General features: G+C 47.2%; 25 protein-coding genes. 11 read left to right on the top strand and 14 right to left on the bottom strand.

What is annotated here, in order from left to right; all coding sequences use genetic code 11:
• Positions 1–11 precede the first annotated feature (11 nt).
• Positions 12–1,262, bottom strand: a complete 1,251-nt coding sequence (locus ICN27_RS07940) for a M48 family metallopeptidase (protein ID WP_215308087.1) — start codon at positions 1,260–1,262, stop codon at positions 12–14.
• A 15-nt stretch (positions 1,263–1,277) separates the two neighbouring features.
• On the opposite strand from ICN27_RS07940, the gene orn reads away from it, so the two are divergent.
• Positions 1,278–1,865, top strand: a complete 588-nt coding sequence (gene orn, locus ICN27_RS07935; protein ID WP_215308085.1) for an oligoribonuclease — start codon at positions 1,278–1,280, stop codon at positions 1,863–1,865.
• A gap of 77 nt (positions 1,866–1,942) precedes the next feature.
• On the opposite strand, the gene mog is transcribed toward orn, so the two are convergent.
• Entirely contained in the window at positions 1,943–2,566 is a 624-nt protein-coding gene (mog, locus tag ICN27_RS07930; protein WP_216269601.1) for a molybdopterin adenylyltransferase, read from the bottom strand.
• 71 nt (positions 2,567–2,637) lie between these two features.
• On the opposite strand from mog, the gene pmbA reads away from it, so the two are divergent.
• On the top strand, positions 2,638–3,939 hold the full coding sequence (pmbA, locus tag ICN27_RS07925; protein ID WP_370624500.1) for a metalloprotease PmbA: 1,302 nt from the start codon (positions 2,638–2,640) through the stop codon (positions 3,937–3,939).
• Positions 3,940–4,002: 63 nt separating this feature from the next.
• Positions 4,003–5,085, top strand: coding sequence for a TRAP transporter substrate-binding protein (locus ICN27_RS07920; protein WP_216269598.1), 1,083 nt, complete (start codon positions 4,003–4,005; stop codon positions 5,083–5,085).
• Between the two features lie 88 nt (positions 5,086–5,173).
• On the opposite strand, the gene ICN27_RS07915 is transcribed toward ICN27_RS07920, so the two are convergent.
• The 5 genes from ICN27_RS07915 to fdxA are packed head-to-tail and all read right to left on the bottom strand — an operon-like array spanning position 5,174 to position 9,643.
• Positions 5,174–6,874 (bottom strand): amidohydrolase, encoded by a 1,701-nt coding sequence (locus ICN27_RS07915; RefSeq protein WP_216269597.1) that lies wholly within the window; start codon positions 6,872–6,874, stop codon positions 5,174–5,176.
• A gap of 55 nt (positions 6,875–6,929) precedes the next feature.
• A complete protein-coding gene (locus ICN27_RS07910) occupies positions 6,930–7,427 on the bottom strand; it encodes a dihydrofolate reductase (RefSeq protein ID WP_216269596.1) in 498 nt (165 codons plus the stop codon).
• 14 nt (positions 7,428–7,441) lie between these two features.
• On the bottom strand, positions 7,442–8,236 hold the full coding sequence (locus ICN27_RS07905) for a thymidylate synthase (protein ID WP_216269594.1): 795 nt from the start codon (positions 8,234–8,236) through the stop codon (positions 7,442–7,444).
• A gap of 38 nt (positions 8,237–8,274) precedes the next feature.
• On the bottom strand, positions 8,275–9,318 hold the full coding sequence (locus ICN27_RS07900; protein WP_216269592.1) for an NAD(P)/FAD-dependent oxidoreductase: 1,044 nt from the start codon (positions 9,316–9,318) through the stop codon (positions 8,275–8,277).
• 1 nt (position 9,319) lies between these two features.
• Positions 9,320–9,643, bottom strand: coding sequence for a ferredoxin FdxA (gene fdxA / locus ICN27_RS07895; RefSeq protein WP_216269591.1), 324 nt, complete (start codon positions 9,641–9,643; stop codon positions 9,320–9,322).
• Positions 9,644–9,761: 118 nt separating this feature from the next.
• Between fdxA and ICN27_RS07890 the strand changes: the two genes are divergently transcribed.
• A complete protein-coding gene (locus ICN27_RS07890; protein ID WP_216861260.1) occupies positions 9,762–10,775 on the top strand; it encodes a D-glycerate dehydrogenase in 1,014 nt (337 codons plus the stop codon).
• 8 nt (positions 10,776–10,783) lie between these two features.
• Here ICN27_RS07890 and ICN27_RS07885 read toward each other — a convergent pair whose 3' ends face one another.
• The 5 genes from ICN27_RS07885 to ICN27_RS07865 all read right to left on the bottom strand — a co-directional run bounded on the left by ICN27_RS07885 (position 10,784) and on the right by ICN27_RS07865 (position 16,850).
• Complete coding sequence (locus ICN27_RS07885; RefSeq protein ID WP_015421612.1) at positions 10,784–11,077, bottom strand: hypothetical protein; 294 nt, start codon at positions 11,075–11,077, stop codon at positions 10,784–10,786.
• An 11-nt stretch (positions 11,078–11,088) separates the two neighbouring features.
• A complete protein-coding gene (glp, locus tag ICN27_RS07880) occupies positions 11,089–12,411 on the bottom strand; it encodes a gephyrin-like molybdotransferase Glp (protein WP_216269589.1) in 1,323 nt (440 codons plus the stop codon).
• Entirely contained in the window at positions 12,408–13,013 is a 606-nt protein-coding gene (gene mobA, locus ICN27_RS07875; RefSeq protein WP_216269587.1) for a molybdenum cofactor guanylyltransferase MobA, read from the bottom strand. Before mobA ends, glp begins: the two co-directional genes overlap by 4 nt.
• Positions 13,013–14,125: a GTP 3',8-cyclase MoaA gene (gene moaA, locus ICN27_RS07870; RefSeq protein ID WP_216269586.1), complete on the bottom strand. Its 1,113-nt coding sequence runs from the start codon at positions 14,123–14,125 to the stop codon at positions 13,013–13,015. The genes mobA and moaA overlap by 1 nt, the downstream gene beginning before the upstream one ends.
• Before the next feature lie 82 nt (positions 14,126–14,207).
• Positions 14,208–16,850 (bottom strand): Rne/Rng family ribonuclease, encoded by a 2,643-nt coding sequence (locus ICN27_RS07865; protein WP_216269585.1) that lies wholly within the window; start codon positions 16,848–16,850, stop codon positions 14,208–14,210.
• Positions 16,851–17,310: 460 nt separating this feature from the next.
• Between ICN27_RS07865 and ICN27_RS07860 the strand changes: the two genes are divergently transcribed.
• The 3 genes from ICN27_RS07860 to ICN27_RS07850 are packed head-to-tail and all read left to right on the top strand — an operon-like array spanning position 17,311 to position 19,990.
• The gene (locus ICN27_RS07860; protein WP_216269583.1) at positions 17,311–18,330 is read left to right on the top strand and encodes an RluA family pseudouridine synthase; all 1,020 of its coding nucleotides are present in this window, start codon (positions 17,311–17,313) and stop codon (positions 18,328–18,330) included.
• Positions 18,323–19,009, top strand: coding sequence for an HAD-IIIA family hydrolase (locus ICN27_RS07855; protein ID WP_216269582.1), 687 nt, complete (start codon positions 18,323–18,325; stop codon positions 19,007–19,009). The genes ICN27_RS07860 and ICN27_RS07855 overlap by 8 nt, the downstream gene beginning before the upstream one ends.
• Before the next feature lie 21 nt (positions 19,010–19,030).
• Complete coding sequence (locus ICN27_RS07850; RefSeq protein WP_215308058.1) at positions 19,031–19,990, top strand: S49 family peptidase; 960 nt, start codon at positions 19,031–19,033, stop codon at positions 19,988–19,990.
• 32 nt (positions 19,991–20,022) lie between these two features.
• On the opposite strand, the gene ICN27_RS07845 is transcribed toward ICN27_RS07850, so the two are convergent.
• Both ICN27_RS07845 and ICN27_RS07840 read right to left on the bottom strand, forming a co-directional pair.
• On the bottom strand, positions 20,023–20,796 hold the full coding sequence (locus ICN27_RS07845) for an SAM-dependent methyltransferase (protein ID WP_216269581.1): 774 nt from the start codon (positions 20,794–20,796) through the stop codon (positions 20,023–20,025).
• Positions 20,796–21,419 (bottom strand): Maf family nucleotide pyrophosphatase, encoded by a 624-nt coding sequence (locus ICN27_RS07840; RefSeq protein ID WP_370624496.1) that lies wholly within the window; start codon positions 21,417–21,419, stop codon positions 20,796–20,798. The genes ICN27_RS07845 and ICN27_RS07840 overlap by 1 nt, the downstream gene beginning before the upstream one ends.
• A 13-nt stretch (positions 21,420–21,432) precedes the next feature.
• Here ICN27_RS07840 and ICN27_RS07835 point away from each other — a divergent pair, with 13 nt between their 5' ends.
• The 4 genes from ICN27_RS07835 (at position 21,433) to ICN27_RS07820 (ending at position 24,380) form a co-directional block, all read left to right on the top strand.
• A complete protein-coding gene (locus ICN27_RS07835; protein WP_216269580.1) occupies positions 21,433–22,011 on the top strand; it encodes a DUF177 domain-containing protein in 579 nt (192 codons plus the stop codon).
• A 105-nt stretch (positions 22,012–22,116) separates the two neighbouring features.
• The gene (gene rpmF, locus ICN27_RS07830; protein WP_011902241.1) at positions 22,117–22,296 is read left to right on the top strand and encodes a 50S ribosomal protein L32; all 180 of its coding nucleotides are present in this window, start codon (positions 22,117–22,119) and stop codon (positions 22,294–22,296) included.
• 84 nt (positions 22,297–22,380) lie between these two features.
• Positions 22,381–23,391, top strand: a complete 1,011-nt coding sequence (plsX, locus tag ICN27_RS07825; protein WP_216269579.1) for a phosphate acyltransferase PlsX — start codon at positions 22,381–22,383, stop codon at positions 23,389–23,391.
• A gap of 2 nt (positions 23,392–23,393) precedes the next feature.
• Entirely contained in the window at positions 23,394–24,380 is a 987-nt protein-coding gene (locus ICN27_RS07820; RefSeq protein WP_216269578.1) for a beta-ketoacyl-ACP synthase III, read from the top strand.
• Positions 24,381–24,408: the final 28 nt, after the last annotated feature.

Genomic DNA, 24,408 nt, shown 5'->3' with positions numbered 1-24,408 from the left:
TTCCAGATTGCTTAGTTAAATCGCTTGAGATTGGCAATACGCAATGGAGCAGGTGGATGCGAGCTATAAAAAGCGGTATAGATCGGATCTGGCGTTAGGGTTGATGCATTGTCTTGATAGAGCTTGACTAAGGCAGAAATCAAATCGCTTGCAGAAGATTTGTCTGCAGCAAAACCGTCTGCCTCATATTCGTGTTTGCGTGATGCTAGGCTAGATAGCGGCGTCAGGAAGAAGCTAAATACTGGTGCAACGAGCATGAAGAGTGCCAAAGCCAAACCACCGTTATAGCCATTTAGATTGGGCATTACACCCAGATCGCTGTAGAACCATGGCTGAGTGCTAATCCACCCCAAGAGAGCAAATGTTAGAAAGCTCATGGCAAAGGAGACTAGTAAACGCTTACGGATATGGTTGCACTTGTAGTGACCCAGTTCATGGGCTAGGACCGCCTCTACTTCGCCAGGATTGAGCTTCTCAATCAAGGTATCAAAAAAGACAATACGCTTGGCTTTGCCCATGCCTGCAAAAAATGCATTACCGTGCGCACTGCGCTTGCTACCATCCATCACAAATAAACCTTGGCTGGCAAAATCACAGCGGCTTAACAAGGCTTCGATTTGGGTCTTCAGTGGCCCTTCTTCCAGCGCTTGAAACTTATTAAAGATCGGTGCAATAAAGGTCGGAAATATCCACTGCATTAATAGGCTAAATGCCGTGAGTACGCCCCAAGCCCACAGCCACCAAAAGTCACCTGCTTGAGCCATCAGGCTAAGGATGACCCAGAGGAGGGGAACGCCAATTGCGCCACCAACACCTAAACCCTTAAACATATCGCTAAAAAAGAGTTTGGCATTCATGCGATTAAAACCGAAGCGCTCTTCTAGGTAAAACTGTTTGTACCAAGAGAAAGGCAAATCAAGAATTCCGGAGATCAAGACAATAGATATCAGTAGGGCCATCTGCTGAGCAATGCCCTCGCCCAAGAGCTGCAGAAGCGATAGATTTAAAATCTGTAAACCACCCAAGAGCGTGAAGCCGATGAGGATAATTGCACTGACGCCATTTTCTAAGATACCTAGGCGCAACTTGGCGATCGTGTAGTCTGCAGCCTTTTGATGTTCTGCCAAAGAAATCTGAGATGAAAACTCAGCGGGTACCACATCGCGGTTGATAGCGACGTGCCGAATTTGGCGTTGGGATAACCAGTGGCGTAGACCAAAGCTGGCGATGAAGGCGATTAGAAAAACAATTGTGAATGTCATGAGATGATTATAGATATGAGTGAAAAAACAAGTACTCCAGCACCAAAGGCGCCGCCAGCCAATGAGCACCTGATTTGGGTAGATATGGAGATGTCAGGCCTAGATCCTGAAAAAGAGCGTATTTTGGAAATCGCCGTGATCGTGACTGATGCGCACCTCAATACCATCGCTACGGCTCCTGTTTGGGTGATCCGCCAAGAGGACGCTTTATTGGATGCGATGGATGCCTGGAATAAGGGTACTCATGGCCGCTCTGGCCTCATTGACAAGGTCAAAGCCTCAACCACGGATGAAGCCACCGCCGAAGCAGAATGCATTGCCTTTTTGAAAAAATATATTAAGCCCGGTATTGCGCCAATGTGTGGCAATACGATTGGTCAGGATCGACGCTTTATGGCGAAGTACATGCCAAAACTAGAGGCGTTCTTTCATTATCGAAATATTGATGTTTCAACACTCAAGGAGCTATGTAAGCGTTGGCATCCTGAGTTAGTTAAGGGTTTCACCAAAAAGCAAGCACACACCGCCTTGGCTGATATTGAGGAGTCTATTGAAGAGCTCAAGTACTACCGAGAAAAGTTCATCGTGCCTTTGCCAGAGTAATTCTGCAATCAATTAATAAGTGATGAAAAAAGGGTCTAGTAACAGACCCTTTTGCTTTCCTTAAAATGATTGGCAGCTTATTTCTTGATTGCGCTCTTAGGCCTAAAGGCTTTCACGATGGTTTCATTGGTCTCGATGTAAGGGCCGCCAATCAGGTCGATGCAATAGGGTACGGCAGCAAAGATGCCTGGAATGATAGATTTACCCTCGGCATCTTTCAATCCTTCAAGGGTTTCTCTGATGGATTTGGGTTGACCTGGCAAATTGATGATGAGGGCGGTATGCCCCTCGATTTCTCGTAAAACTGCGGTCTGGCGTGACAAAATTGCCGTTGGTACAAAGCGCAGGCTAATTTGGCGCATTTGCTCGCCAAATCCGGGCATTTCCCGGGTTCCAGCATCAATTGTGGCCTCAGGGGTGACATCTCTTCGGGAGGGGCCTGTCCCACCCGTGGTGAGGACTAAATCGCAACCGAGATCATCGGTCAGCTCTACGATCGTTTCGGTAATAACCTCCCGCTCATCCGCGATCAGGCGTTCATGAAAGACGCAGGGGGTGCTAACGGCGGTCTGTAGCCACAATTGCAGGGCAGGAATACCCTCATCGGTATAAACGCCCTTACTAGCTCTATCGGAGATCGATATTAAGCCAATTTTGATTTCGTTGGGAGAGGATCTTTTTCGAGCTTCGGTATGCTTCATGTTTCTATTCTAGCTATTATTAAGGCATGTTTACACACTCATCAAACCAGTTTCAAGAAATCATCGATTTCATGCTCACAGAAGCCAAAAGACGGGGCGCCTCAGATGCCGTGGCTGAAGTTTCTGAAGGCCAAGGTCTCTCGGTTACTGTTCGCAAGGGCGAGGTCGAGACAATTGAGCAAAGCTTGGATAAGCAGGTGGGCGTAACGGTATATTTAGGTCATCGTCGAGGTAATGCCAGTACTAGCGATTTTTCCAAGGATTCTTTAAGAGCAACCGTTGAGGCTGCGTATCATATCGCTCAGCATACGGCGGAAGACTTATGTGCCGGCCCTGCTGAAAAAGAGCTGCTCGAAAAACATCCGCTAGATCTCGAGTTATTTCATCCGTGGGATTTGGACTCGGCAACAGCAATCGAGATTGCGCGCGCTGCTGAAGGCGCTGCCTTTGCTGTCAGCAAGCAAATTCAAAATAGTGATGGCGCTTCGGTATCGGCACATCATGCGCATTTTATGATGGGAACTAGTCACGGATTTATGGGTGGCTACCCATTCTCACGCCACTATATTTCTTGCGCACCCATTGCAAATGAGGGTGGCAAAAAGTCGCTTATGCAAAGAGATGATTGGTATTCCAGTTCACGGATTCCTGGAGAGTTGGCTAATCCAGCTGCCATTGGTAAATACGCTGCAGAGCGTGCACTTTCACGCCTTAAGGCAAGATCGCTCACAACTCGCCGTTGCCCAGTCATTTTCGAAGCCCCCTTAGCTGCTGGCCTATTGGGCGGATTAGTACAAGCGGTGTCTGGCGGTGCTCTATACCGCCGCTCTAGTTTTTTATTGGATAGTTTAGGTAAACAAGTATTACCAAAGCATGTCAGCCTTTTTGAAAACCCTCACCTCAAGGCAATGACGGGAAGTGTACCTTTTGACGAAGAAGGTGTGAAGACATCGGCGAGAACTGTGGTTGAAAAAGGAATTTTGCAAGGTTACTTCTTATCTACTTATTCCGCCAGAAAACTCGGAATGAAGACGACTGGTAATGCGGGCGGCTCTCATCATCTGACATTACAAAGTCGTAAGACGCCGAAGGGTGGATTACCTGCACTCCTTCAAGAGATGGGCACGGGTTTACTGGTTACAGAACTCATGGGGCAGGGTGTGAACTACGTCACTGGGGATTACTCTCGCGGTGCCTTTGGTTACTGGGTAGAGAACGGAGAGATTCAATATCCGGTTGAGGGTATTACGATTGCCAGTAACTTGCGAGATATGTTGATGGATATTCAGATGATTGGTAGCGATACACTGATTCGGGGTACCAAGGAAACAGGTTCCATTCTGATTGGGTCAATGACTGTTGGTGGAAAATAAAACAACAACATCATAAAAATACAGAGAACATAAATAAGAAAAACTATTTTGGAGGAGAAGACGATGCAAAGACGTTCCTTTTTAAAGAAAGCCACTATCGGTGCAGGTGCAGCAGCGCTAGCTGCTCCATCGATTGCTCAGAGTCTACCCACGCTGAATTGGCGTTTGGTCTCTAGCTTTCCTAAATCTTTAGATACTTTATTTGGTACCCCAGAAGTTTTTGCTAGCGCCTTACGCAAAGCCACTGATGGTAAGTTCAATGTCAAAGTATTTGCCGCTGGTGAAGTAGTTCCAGCATTGCAGGTATTGGATGCGGTACAAAACGGCACAGTAGAGTGCGGCCATACCGCAAGCTATTACTACCTGGGTAAGAACAGTGCATTTATTTTTGATACGGCAGCACCTTTTGGCATGACAGCTCGCCAGCAAACTGCCTGGATGTTGCACGGCAATGGGATGAAGCTGATGCGTGAGCTCTATGCCAGCTACAACATTGTTAATTTCTTAGGCGGACAAACTGGTACTCAAATGGGTGGTTGGTTTCGTAAAGAAATTAAATCTCCAGAAGATCTCAAGGGACTTAAATTCCGTATCGCTGGTTTTGCAGGGCAAGTGCTTGCAAAGTTAGGTGTGGTGCCCCAACAGTTAGCTGCTGGTGAAATTTACTCAGCACTAGAAAAAGGTACGATTGATGCCGCTGAATTTGTTGGGCCCTATGATGATGAGAAGTTGGGTTTAGCCAAGGTAGCAAAAAATTATTACTACCCTGCATTTTGGGAGGGTGCGGCTGGACTCTCATTCTTGGTGAATAAGAGGCAGTGGGATGCACTGCCACCTTCATACCAAGCTGCATGGGAAGCGGCATGCTTTGAAGCGCATGTTGATATGTGTGCCAAGTACGATGCCTTAAATCCACCAGCGCTACAACGCTTAGTCCAAGGTGGTGCGGTATTGCGTAAGTTCAATAACTCTGTAATGGATGCCTGCTTTAAGGCAAGCCAAGAAACGTATGCCGAAGAGTCTGCCAAGAACCCCCAATTCAAGAAAATCTTCGAAGACTATCGGGTGTTCAGAAACATGGAAGCTCAGTGGTTCAATGTCGCCGAGCAAGCGTTCTCACAATATAGTTTTGCTAAGAAGCTTTAAAACCGAGACTCTGGGAATAGCATTCCCTCTGCAGATAAAGAAAGCCACCCTTGGGTGGCTTTCTTTGTTTGAGGTGATATAAAAATATTTACTGTCTCTTAAATACCTGTTTTCCATTAACCCAGGTTTCATTCACTTCAATATCTCGAATTTTGTAGGCATCTGTTTTCATCGGATTCTGATTAACGATGGCGAAGTCCGCATATTTTCCCTCTTGAATCGATCCAATCTTGTCATCCATCTTCAACTGATAAGCAGCATCAATCGTGACGGCTTTTAGAGCATGATTGATGGAAATCTTCTGGCTCGGATTAAGCACCTTTTGGGGTGAGACTTGCCATAAGCGAGCAGCACCTTCGGAGGCGTACTTGAGTGGATGAATCGGTGATACGGGGGAGTCGCTATGGTATGCAAAACGCATACCTCTTTTAATCAAGCTGGCACTGGGATCAATTCGATCTGCTCTTTCGGCTCCTAGGAGATGGTTATGAAATGCCTCACCCCAATAGTCGGTGTGCCCAATGGTAAAACCGGCAACAACCCCAAGCTTTGCTGCTCTATCAATCTGTGCTTCAGTTGGAACAGTGAAGTGCTCAATTCTTAATCTGGTTTTAGTATCAGCTGGTTTTGTGACCAACTTCGCAAAAACATTCAAAGTCTGCTCAATCGACTTATCACCATTTGAGTGAACAGAAAGTTGCCAGCCCTCATCAAATCTGGGTTTTGCAAGATCATAAAGTTCTTGCTCAGTGAAGTTGAGGGTGCCGGTATTACTTGTGCCGGCTGGGTAGTCGTATGGCTTACTCATCGCACCAGTCAAGCCTTGATTGGAGCCATCAGCCACAATTTTGACGCCAATTAATTTAAAGGTGTCATCACCTTGCCCTGGTTTATAGCTCTTATTCGTAGTTGGGTATGCATTTGAATACATATAACCCCTCACTCGAACTGGCAGCTTGCCACTATGGGTCATTGCATTAAACAGGGCATATTCTTTATCAACACCAAGGTACCCGCCAACAGTGATTTCTGCTGAAGTAGTAACGCCCTTGCTGACTAGTCGTTGACCAACTTTAGCAACAGCTTGTTCTACCACCTCTTGAGTGGGCGGCGGCATCTTATCCAGGAACAGATAAAAAGCTGGCGCTTCATAAACTACACCAGTTAAGCGCCCCTTGCTATCTTTAAGTAACTTACCACCTTTGGGATCTGGGCTGGAATCAGTTAACCCTGCCATTTCTAGTGCCTTATGATTCACGTATGCAATATGCATACTTTGATTCATAACAAAGATGGGCTTGGTGGTGGATACCTTGTCTAATATGTCTGCAGTTAATTCAGACATAAATGGTTCTGTTCTAGATGGGTCAACACCAAAGGCATTAATCCATTCACCGTCTTTAAAGTTTTTACTGTATGCAGTTAGCTTCGCCACCAAACTATCTAAGGTGTCATGGGGCATCGTGAAGTTGGAGAGATTGAGAAAGATCTCCTCTGAAAATGCCGTTCCCATAATATGTACATGTGGCTCAACTAAACCAGGCATTAAAGTCTGACCATTCAAGTTAATCAGCTTCGTACCTTGCCCTTGTAAAGTCTTGAGCTTAGACAGAGGGCCAACCTGAATAATTTTCCCATTCTGAATTGCTACAGCCTCAGCGGTAGGTTGGGATTTATTCATAGTGACTATGTCACCACCATAAAAAATAGCATCTGCATCGCCTTTCGCAAAAACAAAAGCACATTGGGCCATCAGTAGAGCAGAAAGTAATTTTGACGAAAATTTCATGGGCACTTCCTTTTTAAAAACCGGTTAAAGACAAAGAGTGGGTGGAGCGGTATCTTTATGTGCGCTCAAGCGTAATAAAATTAAATCTAATTTCACCCTCAGAGGCTGGAGTGCGTTCTACTTCTTTCCATGCGGATTGATTGGGAACTTCAAAGAAGGTATCACCACCATCTACGTCAATATCAATTTCGGTGATGAAAAGGCGATCTGCTTTGGGAAAGGCCTGAGTAAAAAGCTGCTCTCCACCAATCACAAATACCCGAGGAAATTCCTTCAGTGTAGAGAGAGCTGCATCAAGAGAGTGAACTACTTCCGCACCAGTTAACTTGAGTTCAGTATTGCGACTCACCACAATATTGCGACGTCCCGGAAGAGGGCGGCCAATAGACTCCCAAGTCTTGCGGCCCATGATGACAGGGTGTCCCATCGTTACCTTTTTGAAGAATTGCAGATCAGCAGAAATCTTCCAAGGCATTTGGTTGTCTTTGCCAATCACGTGATTGCGTGAGCGGGCAACAATCATGGAGATGGCAGGGTTTTTAGCTACGGTCATGAGGATCTAATTTCTTAAACAGCTACAGGAGCTTTAATAGCGGGGTGGGATTCATAGCCGGCGATTTCAAAATCTTCGAACTCGTAATCAAAGATTGAGTCTGGCTTGCGCAAAATATTGAGCTTAGGTAGCGGGAAGAAGTCTCTTGAGAGCTGAAGATCGACTTGTTCTAAATGATTGCTGTAAAGATGACAGTCACCACCAGTCCACACAAAGTCACCAACTTCTAAATTACACTGCTGCGCCAGCATGTGGGTTAGTAGGGCATAGCTAGCAATATTGAAGGGTACACCCAAGAAGATATCCGCACTACGTTGATAGAGTTGGCAAGATAGCTTGCCATCAGCAACGTAAAACTGAAAGAAAGCGTGGCAAGGTGCCAAAGCCATACGAGGAATATCGGCTACGTTCCAAGCAGAAACAATCATGCGACGAGAGTCTGGATTCTTTTTTAGGGTTTCTACAACTTCAGCGATCTGGTCAATATGCCCACCATTCGGTGCCGGCCATGAGCGCCACTGATAGCCGTAAATCGGGCCAAGGTCACCATCTGGGGCTGCCCATTCATTCCAAATGGAAACACCTCGCTCTTTAAGCCAGTTGTTGTCAGTACTGCCTTTCAGAAACCAGAGCAGTTCCAAAATAATGGACTTCAGATGCAACTTCTTCGTCGTCACCATCGGAAAGCCTTCGGCCAAATTAAAGCGCATCTGATGGCCAAAGATGGAGATAGTTCCAGTTCCGGTTCTATCGGATTTTTGGACGCCCTTTTCAAGGACTTCCTTCATGAGATTGTGATATTGACGCATAGGTTTATTCAGTCAAATAATTCAGTGATGTTAGGAGCTTACTCGAATGTCGATGGGCTTACCCCAAGCGCCTTATGAAGCTTTGGGGATGTGGTGGTGTATTGGAGTTGAATCTGCTTTTCTGGGGCTAGATAGGCGGCTGCTGCAAAGGCCGCCAAGGCTGCTTCATGAAAGCCTGACAAAATCAGTTTTTTCTTGCCCGGGTAGATATTGATATCCCCCACGGCGTATATGCCGGGAGTGCTAGTCTGAAAGCAGGCAGTATCCACGGCAATTTGCTTACGGTCGATATCTAAGCCCCAGTCGGTGATAGGGCCTAATTTAGGGGAAAGACCATAAAAGAGTAAGAGTGCATCTAATGCAATTATCTGAACTACGCCATCAATATTGGTGACGGCAATTTCAGTCAGTTTGTCATTAGTGGATTCAATGCCCGTAATTTGTCCAATGAGAAGTTGCATCTTGCCGGCAGCGCAAAGAGCTCGGATCTTAGCAACTGACTGAGGGGCTGCTTTGAATTCATCTCGGCGATGTATGAGTGTTACATTGATAGCTTGATCGGCAAAATGCAATGCCCAATCCAGTGCGGAATCTCCGCCACCACAAATCACCATGCGCTTGCCTATAAATTGCTCAGGATTTCTGACACGATAGAAAACTTGTTTATCGACAAAAGCTTCAATGCCATCTAGGTTAAGCGTGCGCGGTTGAAATGCACCAACGCCAGCAGCAACAAAAATTACCTTGCTCAAAAAATGCTGATCTTGGGATGTGCGAATCAGAAAACGACCATCAGCTTGTTTCTCAAGGGTGGAGACCTCTTGATTTAAGTGAAACTGTGGTTTGAATGGCTCAATTTGTTTTAGTAGATTGCTGACTAGCTCACGACCAGTGCAAACCGGAATTGCTGGGATGTCATAGATGGGTTTATCTGGGTAGAGCTCGATACATTGACCTCCCACTTCAGGTAGGGAGTCAATGACATGCGCTTTAATTTCTAAAAGACCAAGCTCAAATACTTGGAAGAGCCCCACCGGACCAGCGCCAATAATGACTGCATCGGTTTCAATGGGGGGGTGCAATTTACTTTACCAGTTGATCAATTTTATTTTTAACGTCTTTCCACTCATCCGCATCTAGAAGGGCGGCTTTGGATTTGGTGATAGATGTCCATCCTGGAGAAAGATCCGCATTTAATTTGATGAAAGACTGTTGATCTCCCGGCACATCATCTTCCGCATAAATGGCATTGACTGGGCACTCTGGTACGCAGACTGCGCAATCGATACATTCATCTGGATCGATTACTAAAAAGTTAGGACCTTCGCGAAAACAGTCGACTGGGCAGACATCAACGCAATCAGTGTATTTACAGCGGATACAAGCTTCGGTAACAACGTAAGTCATGATGGTTTTTTAGGTAAGGGTCCGGGTGAATGGACTGCCAAGTTATAAAAGCCCATTTTAGCCGAATCAGCTTATTTTTCAGGCAAAAGCCTCAATTTACTTGAGGTAAAGTCATGTTATGAACACTCCAGCAAACACCTCCAAAAGTATCTCAAAACCCAAAATTTTGGTCGCAAGGGCCATTTTTCCTGAGGCGCTAGCCAAATTAGAGGAATCCTATGAGGTTCGTTCCAACCAGTCTGACAAAATATTAAGCTCGGAAGAGTTGCAAAAAGCGCTTTCAGAAGTGCAGGGTGCCCTAGTGGTAGGAAGCGAGCGAATTGACGCTTCCGCCTTAGCTCAAGCCAAAGATTTAAAGGTGGTGGCCAATATCTCTGTTGGCTACAACAACTTTGACATTCCAGCGATGACTGCTGCTGGCGTCATGGCAACAAATACCCCTGATGTTCTTACGGATACAACGGCGGATTTTGGCTTTGCCTTGTTAATGGCAACTGCTAGGCGTATTACAGAATCCGAGCATTGGGTGCGAGCGGGCAAGTGGGATCAATGGTCGATTGTGAATAACCCATTGGGTATGGATCTACACCACAGTACCGTAGGCATTATTGGCATGGGTCGCATTGGTCAGGGCATTGCAAAACGTGCTTTAGGTTTTGGTATGAAAGTGATTTATCACAACCGCAGCCACCTCTCGGATGCCGATGAAAAATCTTGCGGTGCTACTTACGTTTCCAAAGAGGAATTACTGCGAACTGCCGACCATGTGGTGTTGGTGCTGCCTTACACCGCGCAAAATCACCACACGATTGGCGCCGCCGAAATCGCCATGATGAAACCGACTGCAACCCTGATCAATATTGCTCGTGGCGGTATTGTGGATGATGCGGCCTTAGCAAAAGCCTTGCAAAGTGGCAAGATCTTTGCGGCAGGATTGGATGTTTTTGAAGGCGAGCCACAGGTACATTCAGAGTTGCTCAAGTGCAGCAATATTGTGTTGGCTCCGCACATTGCCAGTGCTACAGAAAAAACACGTAGAGCAATGGTGGATCTTGCGGTGGAAAATTTGCGAGCCGCGCTGGATGGTAAGAAACCACCAAGCCTGATTAATGCAGAAGTATTTAAAGCTTAGCTAAAAACTTAATCTGCTTCAATTTCTTCTGGGAGCTCGCGAAGCGCAAGTTCGATTCCACCGAATTTACCTGCGACCCAGTTGTAGACCTTACAAGCAATCCACAGTAAAGCAAAGCCAAGTAGTGCATTCAGAATTAATGCAGAGAGTACGGTAAATCCAGGAATGGCGCCGTCACGAATAAAAGCTACAAATAAGGCTAGCAAAACGATTGGAACGGAGAAGCAGAGATAAACCAAAACCAGAGTTTTGGCGGTATGCATTGGGTCTACGAAGGCAATTTCTTTTTTGGTGAGTTTCATGAGGTGCAATCTTAAAGCAGTCCGTCGAAAAGCGCCACATCTACCCAGTCACCAGCCGCCACATTTCCTTGGTCATGTGAGAGGATTACAAAGCAGTTTGCCTCACTCATCGATCGCAAAATTCCAGCGCCTTGGCTGCCGGTCAGCTTGACCATAGGCTTCCCATCGGGACCACGCCCCATAACGGCACGCTGAAATTCTGTCCGACCTGGTTTTTTCCGAATCGGTGCTTCGGCAATCGCTTGGGTCATTAACTGCTCAGTCTGGCTTGCACCATTCAGTTGTAACAAAGCGGAGCGAACAAATTGGTAGAAAGTCACCATAACGGCTACAGGGTTGCCGGGCAGGCCAAAGAAAAGGGTTTTGCGGCTTGACCCATTAACTGGCTTAAGCATTCCAAAGGCCATAGGGCGACCTGGACGCATGGCAATCTTCCAAAAGCCTACATCGCCCAGTTCTTGCATGATTTGCTTGGTAAAGTCTGCCTCACCTATCGAGACTCCGCCAGAAGAGATCAGAACATCTGCTTTAGAGGCTGCATCTAGGAAGGCGGCTTTCAGTGAGGCAGGATCATCACGGACAATCCCGCAATCCACGATCTCTATATTCAGTCGATTGAGTAGACCTGTCAGGCTATAGCGATTACTGTCATAAATACTACCCGCATCAAGAGCTTGCCCAATAGGGCGCAATTCATCTCCAGAAGAGAGGATGGCAACCTTGAGTTTGCGATGCACCTTGAGTCTGTCAATGCCTAGTGATGCGGCTAGACCAAGATCTGACGGTCGCAACAAGCGACCAGCAGCAATAGCCGCTTTACCGCTTTGTAAATCTTCGCCACGTAAGCGGCGATTCTCTCCACGCTTTACTTGGTTTTGTTTAAAACCTACGGTTGACTCACTTGCGGATTCTGTAAATTCCTGAGGAATGACGGTATCGCAGCCATTGGGCATGAGGGCGCCAGTCATGATCTTGAGGCATTCACCTGGGCCAACAAGCCCTTCATAAGGCTTGCCAGCATAAGCGGTGCCAATAATCTTCAAGGTGGCTATGGCTTCGCTATTTCCCAGGCAATCGCCATTAAAGGCGAAGCCATCCATGGCGGAGTTATCGGCAGCAGGGACATCAATCGGGGAAAGTAAATCTTGTGCCAGAATGCGGTTGATTGCTTGATCTAGAGAGACTAACTCAATATCGCTTGCATTATTCAGTTTGCGTGACTCTTGAAGTAATTCATTGACTAGGTCTGAGATCGCCTTGCGTGCTTCATCCACATGGAGTGAGGCAGTCAAGAGAATGGGGTTATTTGGAGAGTGCTTGATTGAGTCTGTCATGACGATACTTTTTCTAAGGCAGCCAGCTCTTCCGGAGTATTCACATTGGCAAATGCTTGGGAGTGTTCAAACACCACGGTGCCAGATCGTAATTCTTTAAACCAGCGATCAATCTTCAAGTCCCCTTTGCTTAAAAAGGCATGCAAAGAATCTTGCAAATTACTTTTCATTAAACAGAAGACGGGTTGCGACCAAATCTTGCCGTCATCTTCTTTTGAAGAAGCAAAGACGAGCTCTAAATGATTACCCTCCAGTTCGATTGCCATTTTTTCAGCAAGGTCAGTTGGGAACAAAGGAGAGTCGCAAGGCGATGTCAGCAAGTAGGGCGTTTTGCAATGCTTCAGTCCAACTGCGAAGCCAGCCAATGGTCCGGAGAAGTCAGGAGTTTCATCCATGAGAACTGGATAGCCATAGTGTGAATACTTCGTAATGCTACGGTTAGCATTAATTAGGATAGTGCTGACTTGGGGCTTGAGTCGGCTGATGGCAGATTCAATGAGAGGCTTGCCATGAAAAGCAATGAACCCCTTATCAATACCGCCCATTCTTTGGGCGCGTCCCCCTGCCAAAATGAGTCCAGTAATGTGTTCTGAGGTAATCATTAGCCGCCGATGTAAGACATTTCTACTTTGCGAGCACAATTCGATTCAACAGTGTTAGATCCTCGAATCTCTGAGTAGTGATCATTACGTCCTGACCATGTCGACATAATGGCGTTGGCAATTTCTAAATCACTTCTACCAGAACGCAATAGCGTTTTGAAATCAAAACCTTCGTTTGCAAAAAGGCAAAGATACAGCTGACCGTCTGTGGAGATACGCGCACGCGTGCATTCATGACAAAAAGTTTGTGTGACGCTAGAAATAAAGCCAATTTCACCCGAGCCATCAACATAACGCCAACGCTGAGCCACTTCACCAGGATAGTTAGCCTCAATAGCTTCTATCGGAAAGACAGCATGAATGCGATTGGCAACTTCCTGAGAGGGAAGTACCTGAGACATATCCCAGCCGTTAGAGCTGCCGACATCCATAAATTCAATAAAGCGCAGTGTCACGCCAGTGCCTTTGAAGTGCTTAGCCATACCAATAATCTCTTGGTCGTTTGTGCCTTTCTTAACAACCATATTTACTTTGAGATTAGTAAAGCCAGCCTCTTGAGCTGCTGCAATACCATCAAGTACATCCGTGACTGGAAAGTCGACATCATTCATTTTTTTGAAGATGTCATCATTCAGGCCATCAAGGCTAATGGTTAGGCGATGCAAGCCTGCCGCTTTTAATGCAGCTGCCTTCTTACGCAAAATACTGCCATTAGTAGTCAGGGTGAGATCAAGGGCTTGATCTGCCGTGGTGCGAATCTTAGCTAGCATCTCAATTAGCACTTCGAGATTTTTGCGAAGCAAAGGCTCACCACCAGTGAGACGAATTTTTTCTACTCCCAGTGAAGCGAAAATAGTTGTTAAACGGGTGATCTCTTCAAAGCTGAGTAATTCATGATGCGAGAGATAGGGATAGTCTTTGTCGAAGATTTCCTTGGGCATGCAATAGGTACAGCGGAAATTACAGCGATCAGTAACGGAGATGCGTAAATCTCGTAGTGGGCGTCCGCGGGTATCTTTGGTTGATGTTCTCGCAGCCAAGAGCTGTCCCGGTATAGACGGCGTAAGGCCTTTACCTTCATCTAAACGTATGGGGATGACTTTTTCAACCATGCGTAATTATGGCTGTGAAACCGTGTTTCTGCCAAACTGCCAAATATCCTTATGGGATAAATAGCAGTCTGGAGAAATTGGATTAAACCGTTTTTTCTTGGCCGCCGGTTTCAACTAAAACCATTGGACCATTTTGCAAGCTAACAGGTGCTTTAGGAGTTCTGCCTGTTGGCAAAATTTCTGGCTCTGCTTTGATTTGTGATTGTGCTTCTTGATGCTTACTGGAGTCCGTTGCAACCCAGACCATACCGGCAGACTGAACTACGCTGTGCAATGGAGTCTCTTCAAGTGCCTGGAAGGCTACCTTAGGTAGCTCAGGCATCGGTTTAGCAATCACTTCCATTGCTGGTGCTGGTGCAGTTACTGGAGTAGCTACAGGAGCAGCCTGATCAGTACGATTACTTTGACGTGGTGCACGTTGCTCCCTTGGTTCTCTAGGTGCACGTGGTGCCCGCTCTTTCACTTCGTTAGAAGCTACAGGCGCAGTCGTATGTCCAAAGCTTTGGGCAAGGTTCTGAATCGGCATTGAAGCAGACGCTCCCGCCATACCTACTGGAGGACCTGAGAATGAAGTTGCTACTGCAACAACTGAAGCAATTGCTGCATCGCCATTGGACTCAGTGCGCTCGCCACGTTGACCGCGACCACGACCACGACGGTTGCGGCCACGACCACGACGCTCCTCGCCATCTGCGCTAGGAGTGATGTCAGTTCCAGGAGCAGCTTCCGTAGCTGGAGTTACCGCAGCTTGATTTTCTGGTTTTAGATTGTTTTGGTTGCGGTTATTGCTATTGCCATTACGGTTACGACCATCTTGACGGCCCCTACCTGAACCTGCCTCGCGTGGTGCATTTGTACCTTCGGCACTTGCCGCACCTTCAGTTGGACGCTCAGCACGATCGTTGCGCTCGCCACGACGACCGCGATTGCGGTTATTGCCGTTGCGATTGTTTGGATTGCGACCACGTGGTGCGCTAGGAGCAGGCTGTGCTTCTGGTTTAGGTGCTGAAGAAAATAGGTTCTTAATGAATCCGAAGAATCCACCAGTGCTAGCAGTTTCTGTAGTTGCCTTTTCAGTACGTGCGGGACGTGGCTGACTTACAGGCGCTGGTGCATTGGGCGTAATGCCTTTGACAGCAGCTTCAGGGCGAACTTTAACGTCAGCATCTTTACGGCTAACAGCAGTATCTGTTTCGAGTTCACGCGCAGCTTCTTCGGCCATCACGTAGCTGGCTTTTTGATCGTCAAGACGTGGATCATCATGACGTAAACGCTCAAGCTTGTAATGGGGTGTTTCTAAATGCTTATTCGGAACCATCAAGACATTTACTTTGAAGCGTGACTCAATCTTGATTACTTCAGCGCGTTTCTCATTGAGTAAGAATGCGGCCACTTCAACTGGAACTTGCGTATGAATAGCAGCAGTATTTTCTTTCATTGCCTCTTCTTGGATGATGCGCAAGACTTGCAAAGCAGAAGATTCGGTATCGCGAATATGACCAGTACCATTACAACGTGGACAGGTGACGTGACTACCTTCAGAGAGAGCGGGACGTAAACGCTGACGGGACATTTCCATCAAACCAAACTTGGAGATCTTGCCCATCTGAACGCGAGCACGGTCATGACGCAGAGCATCGCGTAAGCGATTCTCCACATCCTTCTGCGCCTTACTTGATTCCATATCAATGAAGTCGATCACGATCAAACCGCCCAAGTCACGTAAACGCGCTTGACGGGCGATTTCATCGGCAGCTTCTAAGTTGGTGCGAGTGGCGGTCTCTTCAATATCAGAGCCACGGGTTGCACGTGCGGAGTTGACGTCGACTGAAACCAAAGCTTCGGTATGGTCAATCACAATCGCGCCGCCTGAAGGTAGTGGCACGGTACGTGAGTATGCAGTTTCAATCTGATGCTCAATTTGGAAACGGGAGAACAATGGAACATCATCCTGGTAACGCTTCACTCTTGGCAAGTTATCCGGCATCACTACCGACATAAATGCGGCAGCTTGTTCATAGATGTCATCGGTATCGATGAGAATCTCGCCAATATCTGGCTGGAAGTAATCACGAATCGCCCGAATCACTAAGCTAGATTCGAGATAGATTAATAGTGGTGCTGAATTGCCTTTAGCGGCTTCATCAATTGCTGTCCACAACTGCATGAGATAACTTAAATCCCATTGCAATTCAGTAGCGTCGCGGCCGATACCGGCGGTACGAGCAATGATGCTCATGCCATCTGGCACCTCTAATTGAGACATCGCCTCACGGAGTTCTTGACGGTCCTCACCTTCAATACGACGAGAAACACCGCCTCCACGAGGGTTGTTTGGCATTAATACTAAATAGCGACCTGCTAATGAGACGAAAGAGGTAAGGGCAGCGCCTTTTTGGCCGCGCTCTTCTTTTTCTACCTGAACAATGATTTCTTGGCCTTCGCGTAGGGCATCTTTAATAGAGGCATTACGTACGTCAATACCCTCTTTAAAGTAGGTGCGCGCAACTTCTTTAAATGGCAGGAAGCCATGGCGTTCTTCGCCGTAATTTACAAAGCACGCTTCGAGCGAAGGCTCAATGCGGGTAATAACACCTTTGTAAATATTGCCTTTGCGTTGTTCACGACCGGCAGCTTCGATATCAATATCAATGAGTTTTTGACCATCGACGATGGCAACTCGCAACTCTTCTTGTTGAGTTGCATTAAATAACATGCGTTTCATAACACTCTCCTATTGGGAATGTGTCGTTGCGCGCTGCGTTAGGGACAAGTTAGATACCGCTTGGAGCATAGCCCATTGGCGGCTTTGGAGTGTGGATCAAGCAAATCTAGGCATTTACTGCCTAGTACACCAGGTTCAAGGTTGTCAAACCGGTGCCACACTTGACGATCGCCGCAGAGACCTCCTTTAGGTCATCAATGCAGGCGCGCGCCTGAAAACTGTCTTCTAATCGCGGGTCGCGGCATACGGCACACCAACCCTGCGCCTCATTACAACGGGGGAGGGGCAACCCCGGGAGTCTATTAAGGGCGACTCCAAGCTCCACGATCCAAACCTGAATCAGGTCAGTCTCGGGCCAATAAATTGGCTAGAGCGTTGATTATACGGCACAAGTTGAAGGACAATGGGGTATTGTTAAGTCCCTTGTCGACCCCCGTCGGGGTGGCAAGAGAGATAAATCATGAAATCCGAACCCATTTTCAAGCCTTCGCAGGTCAAAACCAGTCCTCCAGTCGCAGTTCACCTCCAGACTATTGGTCCAGAAGAGGCTGGCCAAAGACTCGATAACTATCTACTACGTTGGGCAAAAGGGGTCCCTAAAAGTCACGTTTATCGGATTATTCGCTCTGGCGAGGTTCGGGTAAATAAGAAAAGAGCTGAGCCGACCACGCGCCTCGTTGAGGGGGATGTGGTTAGGGTCCCGCCGGTGCGTATTGCTGAGCCAGCCCAAATGGCAGCAGTCAATACCGCCCAAACCAAGTCTCGCGCGCAGGGGTATTCCGACAAAATGCCCATTTTGTTTGAGGATGAAGCGCTATTAATAGTGAATAAGCCAGCAGGTTTAGCAGTTCATGGGGGTTCTGGAATTGCGCTTGGTGTGATTGAAACTCTGCGCATTACCCGCCCCGAGCTCAAATTCTTGGAATTGGTTCACCGTTTGGATCGCGACACATCAGGCGTGTTGCTATTAGCTAAAAAGCGCAGTGCTTTGGTGGAACTGCATCGTCAAATTCGCGAAGGGCAAACAGATAAGCGCTATTACTTACTGGCGCACGGGGAAATTGCTCAGGGCGCAGGCACGATGCAACTCAAGTTTGCATTACATAAATACCTATTAGCCAATGGCGAGCGACGTGTTCGTGTTGACCCTGATGGTCTGCCAAGCCATACCGCTTTGCGTGTCTCTAAAGTAATGAAACGTGGAGAAGTAGCAATTACTCTAGCCGAGGCTCAACTTAAAACGGGACGAACTCACCAAATTCGAGTCCACTTACAAAAACTGGGCCACTCGATTCTAGGTGATGATAAATATGGCTTTGAAGATCAGGACAAGCTTGTGAAATCCAAACGCCTATATTTACATGCCCACTTAGCAGGCTTTACTCATCCGCGTACTGGCGAGAAAATGCGTATCGAGTCCCCGCTACCTGTTGAATTTACCGCGATGATAAAAACTTTTGAAGCGTCCAACAATGCCTGAAGAACAAAAACCCGATAGACGCTACGACTTGATCGTATGGGACTGGGATGGAACCATCATGGATTCCACGCCGACAATCGTTGACTGTATTCAGCAAGCTTGCCGGGATTTGGGTTTCAAGGAGCCTGACGACACTTTGGCTAGTTCGGTCATTGGTTTGGGTATTCAGGATTCACTGAGAAGAGCGGTGCCGTGGATTGAACCAGCGCATTTTCCTAAGTTAACGGAGCGCTTTCGATTCCACTATCTGGCTAAAGATCATGAGCTCGATTTATTTCCAGGTATTCGTGAATTACTACACAGCTTGCGTGAGGACGGCTATTTGCTAGGTGTGGCGACAGGTAAATCTCGCGTTGGATTGGATCGATCTTTAAAGCACCATCAGTTGGAGCAGATGTTCCATGAAACTCGTACTGCGGATGAATCTTTTTCTAAGCCCCATCCCGGCATGCTCTTAGAGCTCTCAGATGTGATGCAAGTGCCGATGCGTCGCATGCTGATGATTGGGGACACTACTCATGATTTAGATATGGCTGCCAATGCAGGTGTGGATGCAGTAGCGGTAACGTATGGCGCGCATCCTCCGAGCACTTTAAAAGAAGCGCCATCGCTGATTCATGTGGATGATGTATCACAGTTAGCCACTTGGCTAAATCAAAATCTCACTGTTAAAAACTAGTTAGTAACCAAGGATTAAAAGATGGATCACAATCAATCTGAGAACGCAAATCAAAATTGGGAGCGTCAAGCGCTCGAGCATTTGTTGTTAGAAAATCTCAAGGAGACCCGCAAGGCCCGTCGTTGGAAAGCAGTCTTTCGCATTCTCACTCTTCTTGTCTTTGTCGGCGTAATACTGGCGGTATTTGATTTCCACATACCTGGGCGTGGCATGGGGATGGAGAAACACACTGCTTTAGTGACGCTAGAGGGGGAGATTTCTTCAAGTTCGATGGCCAATGCTTTGGATATCAATTCTTCCCTTACGGCTGCTTTTGAAAATGAAAACAGTGCAGGGGTAGTCCTGCGTATCAATAGTCCTGGCGGTTCTCCAGTTCAGGCTGGCATGATGAATGATGAGATTCATCGCTTACGCAAACTCTATCCAAACAAACCGTTTTATGTCGTAGTGGAGGATATCTGTGCCTCAGGTGGTTACTATGTTGCAGTTGCGGGCGATCAAATTTTGGTTGATAAGGCCAGCTTGGTGGGGTCTATTGGGGTGATCATGGAGGGCTTTGGTTTTACTGGTCTGATGGATAAGTTGGGCGTGACTCGTCGCATGGTTACCGCGGGCTCAAATAAGGGCATGATGGATCCGTTCTCCAAAGAAAATCCACAACAAGTAGCAATGATTAAAACTATGATCGATGAGATTCATCAGCAATTTATTGCGGTAGTGAAAGCAGGTCGCGGTGATCGTCTAAAAGAAACTCCAGAGATGTTCTCGGGCCGCGTTTGGAATGGCGAGCAGGCAATCAAAATTGGTTTGGTAGATGGCTATGGAACAGTAGAGACTGTAGCGCGCGATGTCTTTAAGGCGCCGGATATTCTGGACTACACCATGAAAGAGAATTTTGCTGAGCGTGTTGCTAAGCGTTTCGGCGCTGAAGTTGGCGCTGCAGCAGGTAAGGCTTTAATTAAAACACCCGATCTAAAGTAAAAACGATAGATCAACAAAGTCACAAAAAACACTTAGGCCAGCAATAGAAATACTGCTGGCCTATTTTGCAATGAAGCACAAGCAGCTTCATTTGGGAAACGCTTACGCCAGTCAGCAATGGAGAGTGTGGTGATGGTTTCGCTTGGCAGGCTGAGGTCCATGCCCATACAAAGCATAGATTGCGGCGACAATGCATTTAGACAAGCCATCAGCATTGCAATATTGCGATACGGTGTTTCAATCCAAATTTGCGTTTGCTGTAGTTTTCTAGATTCGATTTCCAACTGTTTCAGTCGTGCGATGCGGTCTTGAGCATCATGGGGAATGTAGCCCTGAAAGGCAAAGCGCTGACCATTCAAACCGCTAGCCATGAGGCCTAGCAAAATGGAGCTTGGACCTACTAAAGGTTTTACTTTAGCGCCCAACTTATGTGCTGCCAGTACAAGTTCTGCGCCAGGATCTGCAACACCGGGAACACCTGCCTCTGACATGAGCCCCATGTCTTTACCGGCGATGAGCGGCTTGAGTAAATCCATTGGTTTAACGGCATCACCAAACTTGGCATTGCGAGCAACGCCACGCCACTCACTCATCTGCATTTCTTGAATAGTGCAGGCTAAGGGCGAAACGCTATCGACCGCTTTTAAAAAAGCACGAGCTGTTTTTGCATCCTCCACAATCCAATGGATGAGCTTGGCAGTTTGGACAATGGTTTCGCTTGGTAAAACCCAAGGCAATTGCTCTACACGAGCATCATTACCCAAAGTATTGGGAATTAAAAAGAGGGTGCCTAGTGTTGAGCCCATTATTTTTTACCTGGCATAACAAAGCCAGCTTCACGCAAAAGACCGCTCAGCGCAATTAATGGCAAGCCAATTAATGCGGTGGGGTCATCGCTCTTGATGGATTCCAAGAGTGAGATTCCCAGGCCTTCAGACTTGGCGCTACCAGCACAGTCGTAGGGCTCTTCGGCATGGAGGTATGCCTCTAGAGCATCATCCGATAGTTTTCGAAAGGTCACTTCCGTAGGAATATTGATGGTTGTTTCGACATCGCCATGCATCAGACAGAGCGCCGTTTGAAAAGTCACGGTAGCACCGCGCATGAGTTGTAGTTGTGCCATGGCGCGCTCAAAGTTTCCTGGCTTACCAATAGCGGCACCACACAGATCGGCCACTTGATCTGAGCCAATAACCCATGCCTCGGGGTGATCTTTCGCAACTGCGGCAGCTTTCGCTTTGGCTAAGCGCAAAGCTAAAGCTAGAGTGCTTTCACCAGGTAGGGGGGTTTCATCCACCTGAGGGGAGATGACTTTAAAAGGGATGCGTAAGCGATCTAAGAGTTCCCGGCGGTAGACCGAGGTGGATGCCAGGATTAGTTTTTTTGCAGAATTACTCATCACTACTTGTACTTTCGCTGAAGCCTTCATTTAGACTGATGTCATGAATCGTAATCAAGTTTTACCTCAAGTTGAGCTATCTAGTGATCCAAAGGTCCTGAGCCGGATCGATTTTTGCGCCCCTCAATCCTATCAAGGGGCGGGATTTTTGGAGATTTCAGCCTTGCCAAGGGTGGCTGAGGAGGCTTCTTGCATCGAGTCGGGGGATGGATTTCAGTGGGAGGTTAAGACCCATTTTGCGAATTCTCCAGGTTCTGAACCCCAGCAAATTCTGGAATTAGCCGTAAAAGGCCGTATTCACCTGGTTTGCCAGAGTTGTTTGCAGGATTGCGGCCTGGATTTAGCTCAACAGAGTCGATTTGTCATCGTGGCCACTGAGGAGGAGGCTGACACTTTTCCTATGGAGGATGACCAACAAGAGCCCTTGGTAGCAAGTCAGCACTTTGACCTTCTAGGGCTCATTGAGGATGAAATCCTCCTTTCTATACCCTTAATTCCAAAGCATCCAGAGGGCGCTTGCCAGCCGCATATCTCTTCATTTGGTGGAGTAGGTGAAGCTTCCGATGCCTCTGAAAAACCTCAAAATCCCTTTAACATATTGAAAAATATGAAGAAAAATTGATTTGACCACAAGGATTTGGAGCGCCATTTCAAACCCGTTTTATCAATTGATCGGGCATTTATCTCAATTTACATGCTAGAATGTCGCCTTGCTTAGGAGTTCAATATGGCCGTCCAACAGAATAAAAAATCCCCATCCAAACGTGGCATGCACCGTGCGCACGACTTTTTGACCGCACCTGCTACGGCTGTTGAAGCCACAACTGGTGAGGCTCATTTGCGCCACCACATTTCACCAAACGGCTACTACCGTGGTCGTAAAGTTGTCAAAACAAAAAACGACTAATCTCTTAGTCTAAAAGATCGAAGCGGCTCCAATAAAAGCCGCTTTTTTCTTTGAAAAAAATCACTTGCAGCAATACTTGATTTTATGAGCGTCACACTTGCTATCGATGCCATGGGCGGAGATCATGGGGTCGTTGTTACCGTCCCCGCATGTTGCGATTTTCTCGAAAAACACGCTGATGTGAAGATTACCTTGGTTGGTAATCTGGAAGTGCTCAAGCAAGCCTTGAGTCAAATTCCAAAAGCGCCAATGGAGCGTATTCAAATTATTTCCGCTAGCGAAGTCGTCTTGATGGATGACCCCATTGAGGTGGCATTGCGTCGTAAAAAAGATTCTTCTATGCGCGTTGCCATCGAGCAGGTTAAGGACGGTTTGGCTGACGCGATTATTTCTTCTGGCAATACGGGTGCCTTGATGGCGATCTCCCGCTACATTCTCAAAACGCTGGATGGTGTTGACCGTCCCGCAATTGCCACTGCGATTCCCAATGAAAAAGGGCGTGGCACCACTATGTTGGATCTTGGTGCTAACGCAGATTGCGAGCCCATGCATTTGGTGCAATTTGCACAAATGGCTAACGTGATGGTTCAAGTGGTCGATGGCACACAAAATCCTTCCATCGGCCTCCTAAACATTGGTGAAGAAGTGATTAAAGGTAATGAGGTAGTGAAGCAGACCAGCGAGCTGCTGCGTCAAACAAGCCTGAACTTTTATGGCAACGTAGAAGGCAATGATATTTTTAAGGGCACTACGGATATCGTGGTGTGCGACGGTTTTGTTGGCAACGTTGTCCTTAAGGCAAGCGAAGGCTTGGCAAAGATGATGAGCGGCTTAATTAAACAAGAATTTAATCATTCATGGCTGACTAAACTGATGGCGATCTGCGCCATGGTACCTTTATTGCGTGTTCGCAAGCGGGTAGATCATCGTCGCTATAACGGGGCAGTATTATTAGGCTTACGCGGTTGCGTGATTAAGAGTCACGGTTCAGCGGATCGCTTTGCGTTTGGTTTTGCGCTCGAGCGCGCATATGAAGCAGCAAAAAATCGCATGGTGGAGCGTATCGCTCAAGCTTTTGCGGCGGAGACAAAATAATCATGAGCATCTATTCGCGGATAGCCGGAACCGGAAGTTACCTTCCAGAGCAGCGCTTAAGCAACCAGGACCTGGTCGAGCGTTTAGCCAAGATTGGTCTGGAAACTAGCGATGAATGGATTGTGACTCGTAGTGGAATTTCTGCTCGTCACTTTGCTGCAGAAAATCAACTCACGAGTGACTTGGCAGTCAAAGCTGCTCAAGCAGCATTAGAAGCGGCTGGCTGTACCTCAGAGGATCTTGATTTAATTATTTTGGCAACATCCACACCAGATCATCTGGGCGGTTTTCCAAGCACAGCTTGCGTAGTGCAAGACAAGCTAGGCGCTCATACCAATTGCGCAGCCTTTGATGTCCAGGCGGTCTGTGCCGGATTTACTTATGCTCTCGCTATTGCAGATGCATTTATTCGTACGGGCACCTATAAAAAAGTATTGGTACTCGGGGCAGAAACTTTCTCCCGCATTTTGGATTTCCAAGATCGCACTACTTCCGTTTTGTTTGGTGATGGCGCTGGAGCAGTTGTGCTGGAAGCTTCTACCGAGCCAGGTATTTTGGCTACGGCCTTGCATGCAGATGGTAGTCAACGCGATATTCTGTGTGTACCAGGGCGCGCTAAGCAGGGTAGCGTTGAGGGAACTGCCTACTTAACCATGGATGGCCCTGCAGTATTTAAGTTGGCCGTTAAAGTGCTTGAGCAAGTCGCTCATGAGGCTTTAGAAAAAGCCAATCTCAAACCAGAGCAAATTGATTGGTTGGTGCCACACCAAGCCAATATCCGCATTATGGAGAGCACGGCTCGCAAGATGGGCATGTCAATGGATAAAGTCATTGTGACTGTCCATGAGCACGGTAATACCTCTGCTGCATCTATTCCGCTTGCGCTCGATGTCGGCGTTCGCTCTGGTCAAATTCAACGTGGCCAGCATCTCTTGCTAGAGGGTGTGGGCGGTGGCTTTGCTTGGGGTGCAGCAGTCATTAAGTACTAAAGCAAAAATACATTAATAACCATTTTTC

The organism is Polynucleobacter sp. Nonnen-W13 (assembly GCF_018881735.1).
Classification (GTDB): domain Bacteria; phylum Pseudomonadota; class Gammaproteobacteria; order Burkholderiales; family Burkholderiaceae; genus Polynucleobacter.
Note: the sequence above shows the minus strand (reverse complement) of the source record. Positions and strands in the feature narration are given on the sequence as shown.

Coding starts and splice junctions, on each gene's coding strand:
- ICN27_RS07940 (WP_215308087.1), bottom strand. CDS start 1,262: ATGACATTCACAATTGTTTTTCTAATCGCCTTCATCGCCAGCTTTGGT.
- orn (WP_215308085.1), top strand. CDS start 1,278: ATGAGTGAAAAAACAAGTACTCCAGCACCAAAGGCGCCGCCAGCCAAT.
- mog (WP_216269601.1), bottom strand. CDS start 2,566: ATGAAGCATACCGAAGCTCGAAAAAGATCCTCTCCCAACGAAATCAAA.
- pmbA (WP_370624500.1), top strand. CDS start 2,638: ATGCTCACAGAAGCCAAAAGACGGGGCGCCTCAGATGCCGTGGCTGAA.
- ICN27_RS07920 (WP_216269598.1), top strand. CDS start 4,003: ATGCAAAGACGTTCCTTTTTAAAGAAAGCCACTATCGGTGCAGGTGCA.
- ICN27_RS07915 (WP_216269597.1), bottom strand. CDS start 6,874: ATGAAATTTTCGTCAAAATTACTTTCTGCTCTACTGATGGCCCAATGT.
- ICN27_RS07910 (WP_216269596.1), bottom strand. CDS start 7,427: ATGACCGTAGCTAAAAACCCTGCCATCTCCATGATTGTTGCCCGCTCA.
- ICN27_RS07905 (WP_216269594.1), bottom strand. CDS start 8,236: ATGCGTCAATATCACAATCTCATGAAGGAAGTCCTTGAAAAGGGCGTC.
- fdxA (WP_216269591.1), bottom strand. CDS start 9,643: ATGACTTACGTTGTTACCGAAGCTTGTATCCGCTGTAAATACACTGAT.
- ICN27_RS07890 (WP_216861260.1), top strand. CDS start 9,762: ATGAACACTCCAGCAAACACCTCCAAAAGTATCTCAAAACCCAAAATT.
- ICN27_RS07885 (WP_015421612.1), bottom strand. CDS start 11,077: ATGAAACTCACCAAAAAAGAAATTGCCTTCGTAGACCCAATGCATACC.
- glp (WP_216269589.1), bottom strand. CDS start 12,411: ATGACAGACTCAATCAAGCACTCTCCAAATAACCCCATTCTCTTGACT.
- mobA (WP_216269587.1), bottom strand. CDS start 13,013: ATGATTACCTCAGAACACATTACTGGACTCATTTTGGCAGGGGGACGC.
- moaA (WP_216269586.1), bottom strand. CDS start 14,125: ATGGTTGAAAAAGTCATCCCCATACGTTTAGATGAAGGTAAAGGCCTT.
- ICN27_RS07865 (WP_216269585.1), bottom strand. CDS start 16,850: ATGAAACGCATGTTATTTAATGCAACTCAACAAGAAGAGTTGCGAGTT.
- ICN27_RS07860 (WP_216269583.1), top strand. CDS start 17,311: ATGAAATCCGAACCCATTTTCAAGCCTTCGCAGGTCAAAACCAGTCCT.
- ICN27_RS07855 (WP_216269582.1), top strand. CDS start 18,323: ATGCCTGAAGAACAAAAACCCGATAGACGCTACGACTTGATCGTATGG.
- ICN27_RS07850 (WP_215308058.1), top strand. CDS start 19,031: ATGGATCACAATCAATCTGAGAACGCAAATCAAAATTGGGAGCGTCAA.
- ICN27_RS07845 (WP_216269581.1), bottom strand. CDS start 20,796: ATGGGCTCAACACTAGGCACCCTCTTTTTAATTCCCAATACTTTGGGT.
- ICN27_RS07840 (WP_370624496.1), bottom strand. CDS start 21,419: ATGAAGGCTTCAGCGAAAGTACAAGTAGTGATGAGTAATTCTGCAAAA.
- ICN27_RS07835 (WP_216269580.1), top strand. CDS start 21,433: ATGAATCGTAATCAAGTTTTACCTCAAGTTGAGCTATCTAGTGATCCA.
- rpmF (WP_011902241.1), top strand. CDS start 22,117: ATGGCCGTCCAACAGAATAAAAAATCCCCATCCAAACGTGGCATGCAC.
- plsX (WP_216269579.1), top strand. CDS start 22,381: ATGAGCGTCACACTTGCTATCGATGCCATGGGCGGAGATCATGGGGTC.
- ICN27_RS07820 (WP_216269578.1), top strand. CDS start 23,394: ATGAGCATCTATTCGCGGATAGCCGGAACCGGAAGTTACCTTCCAGAG.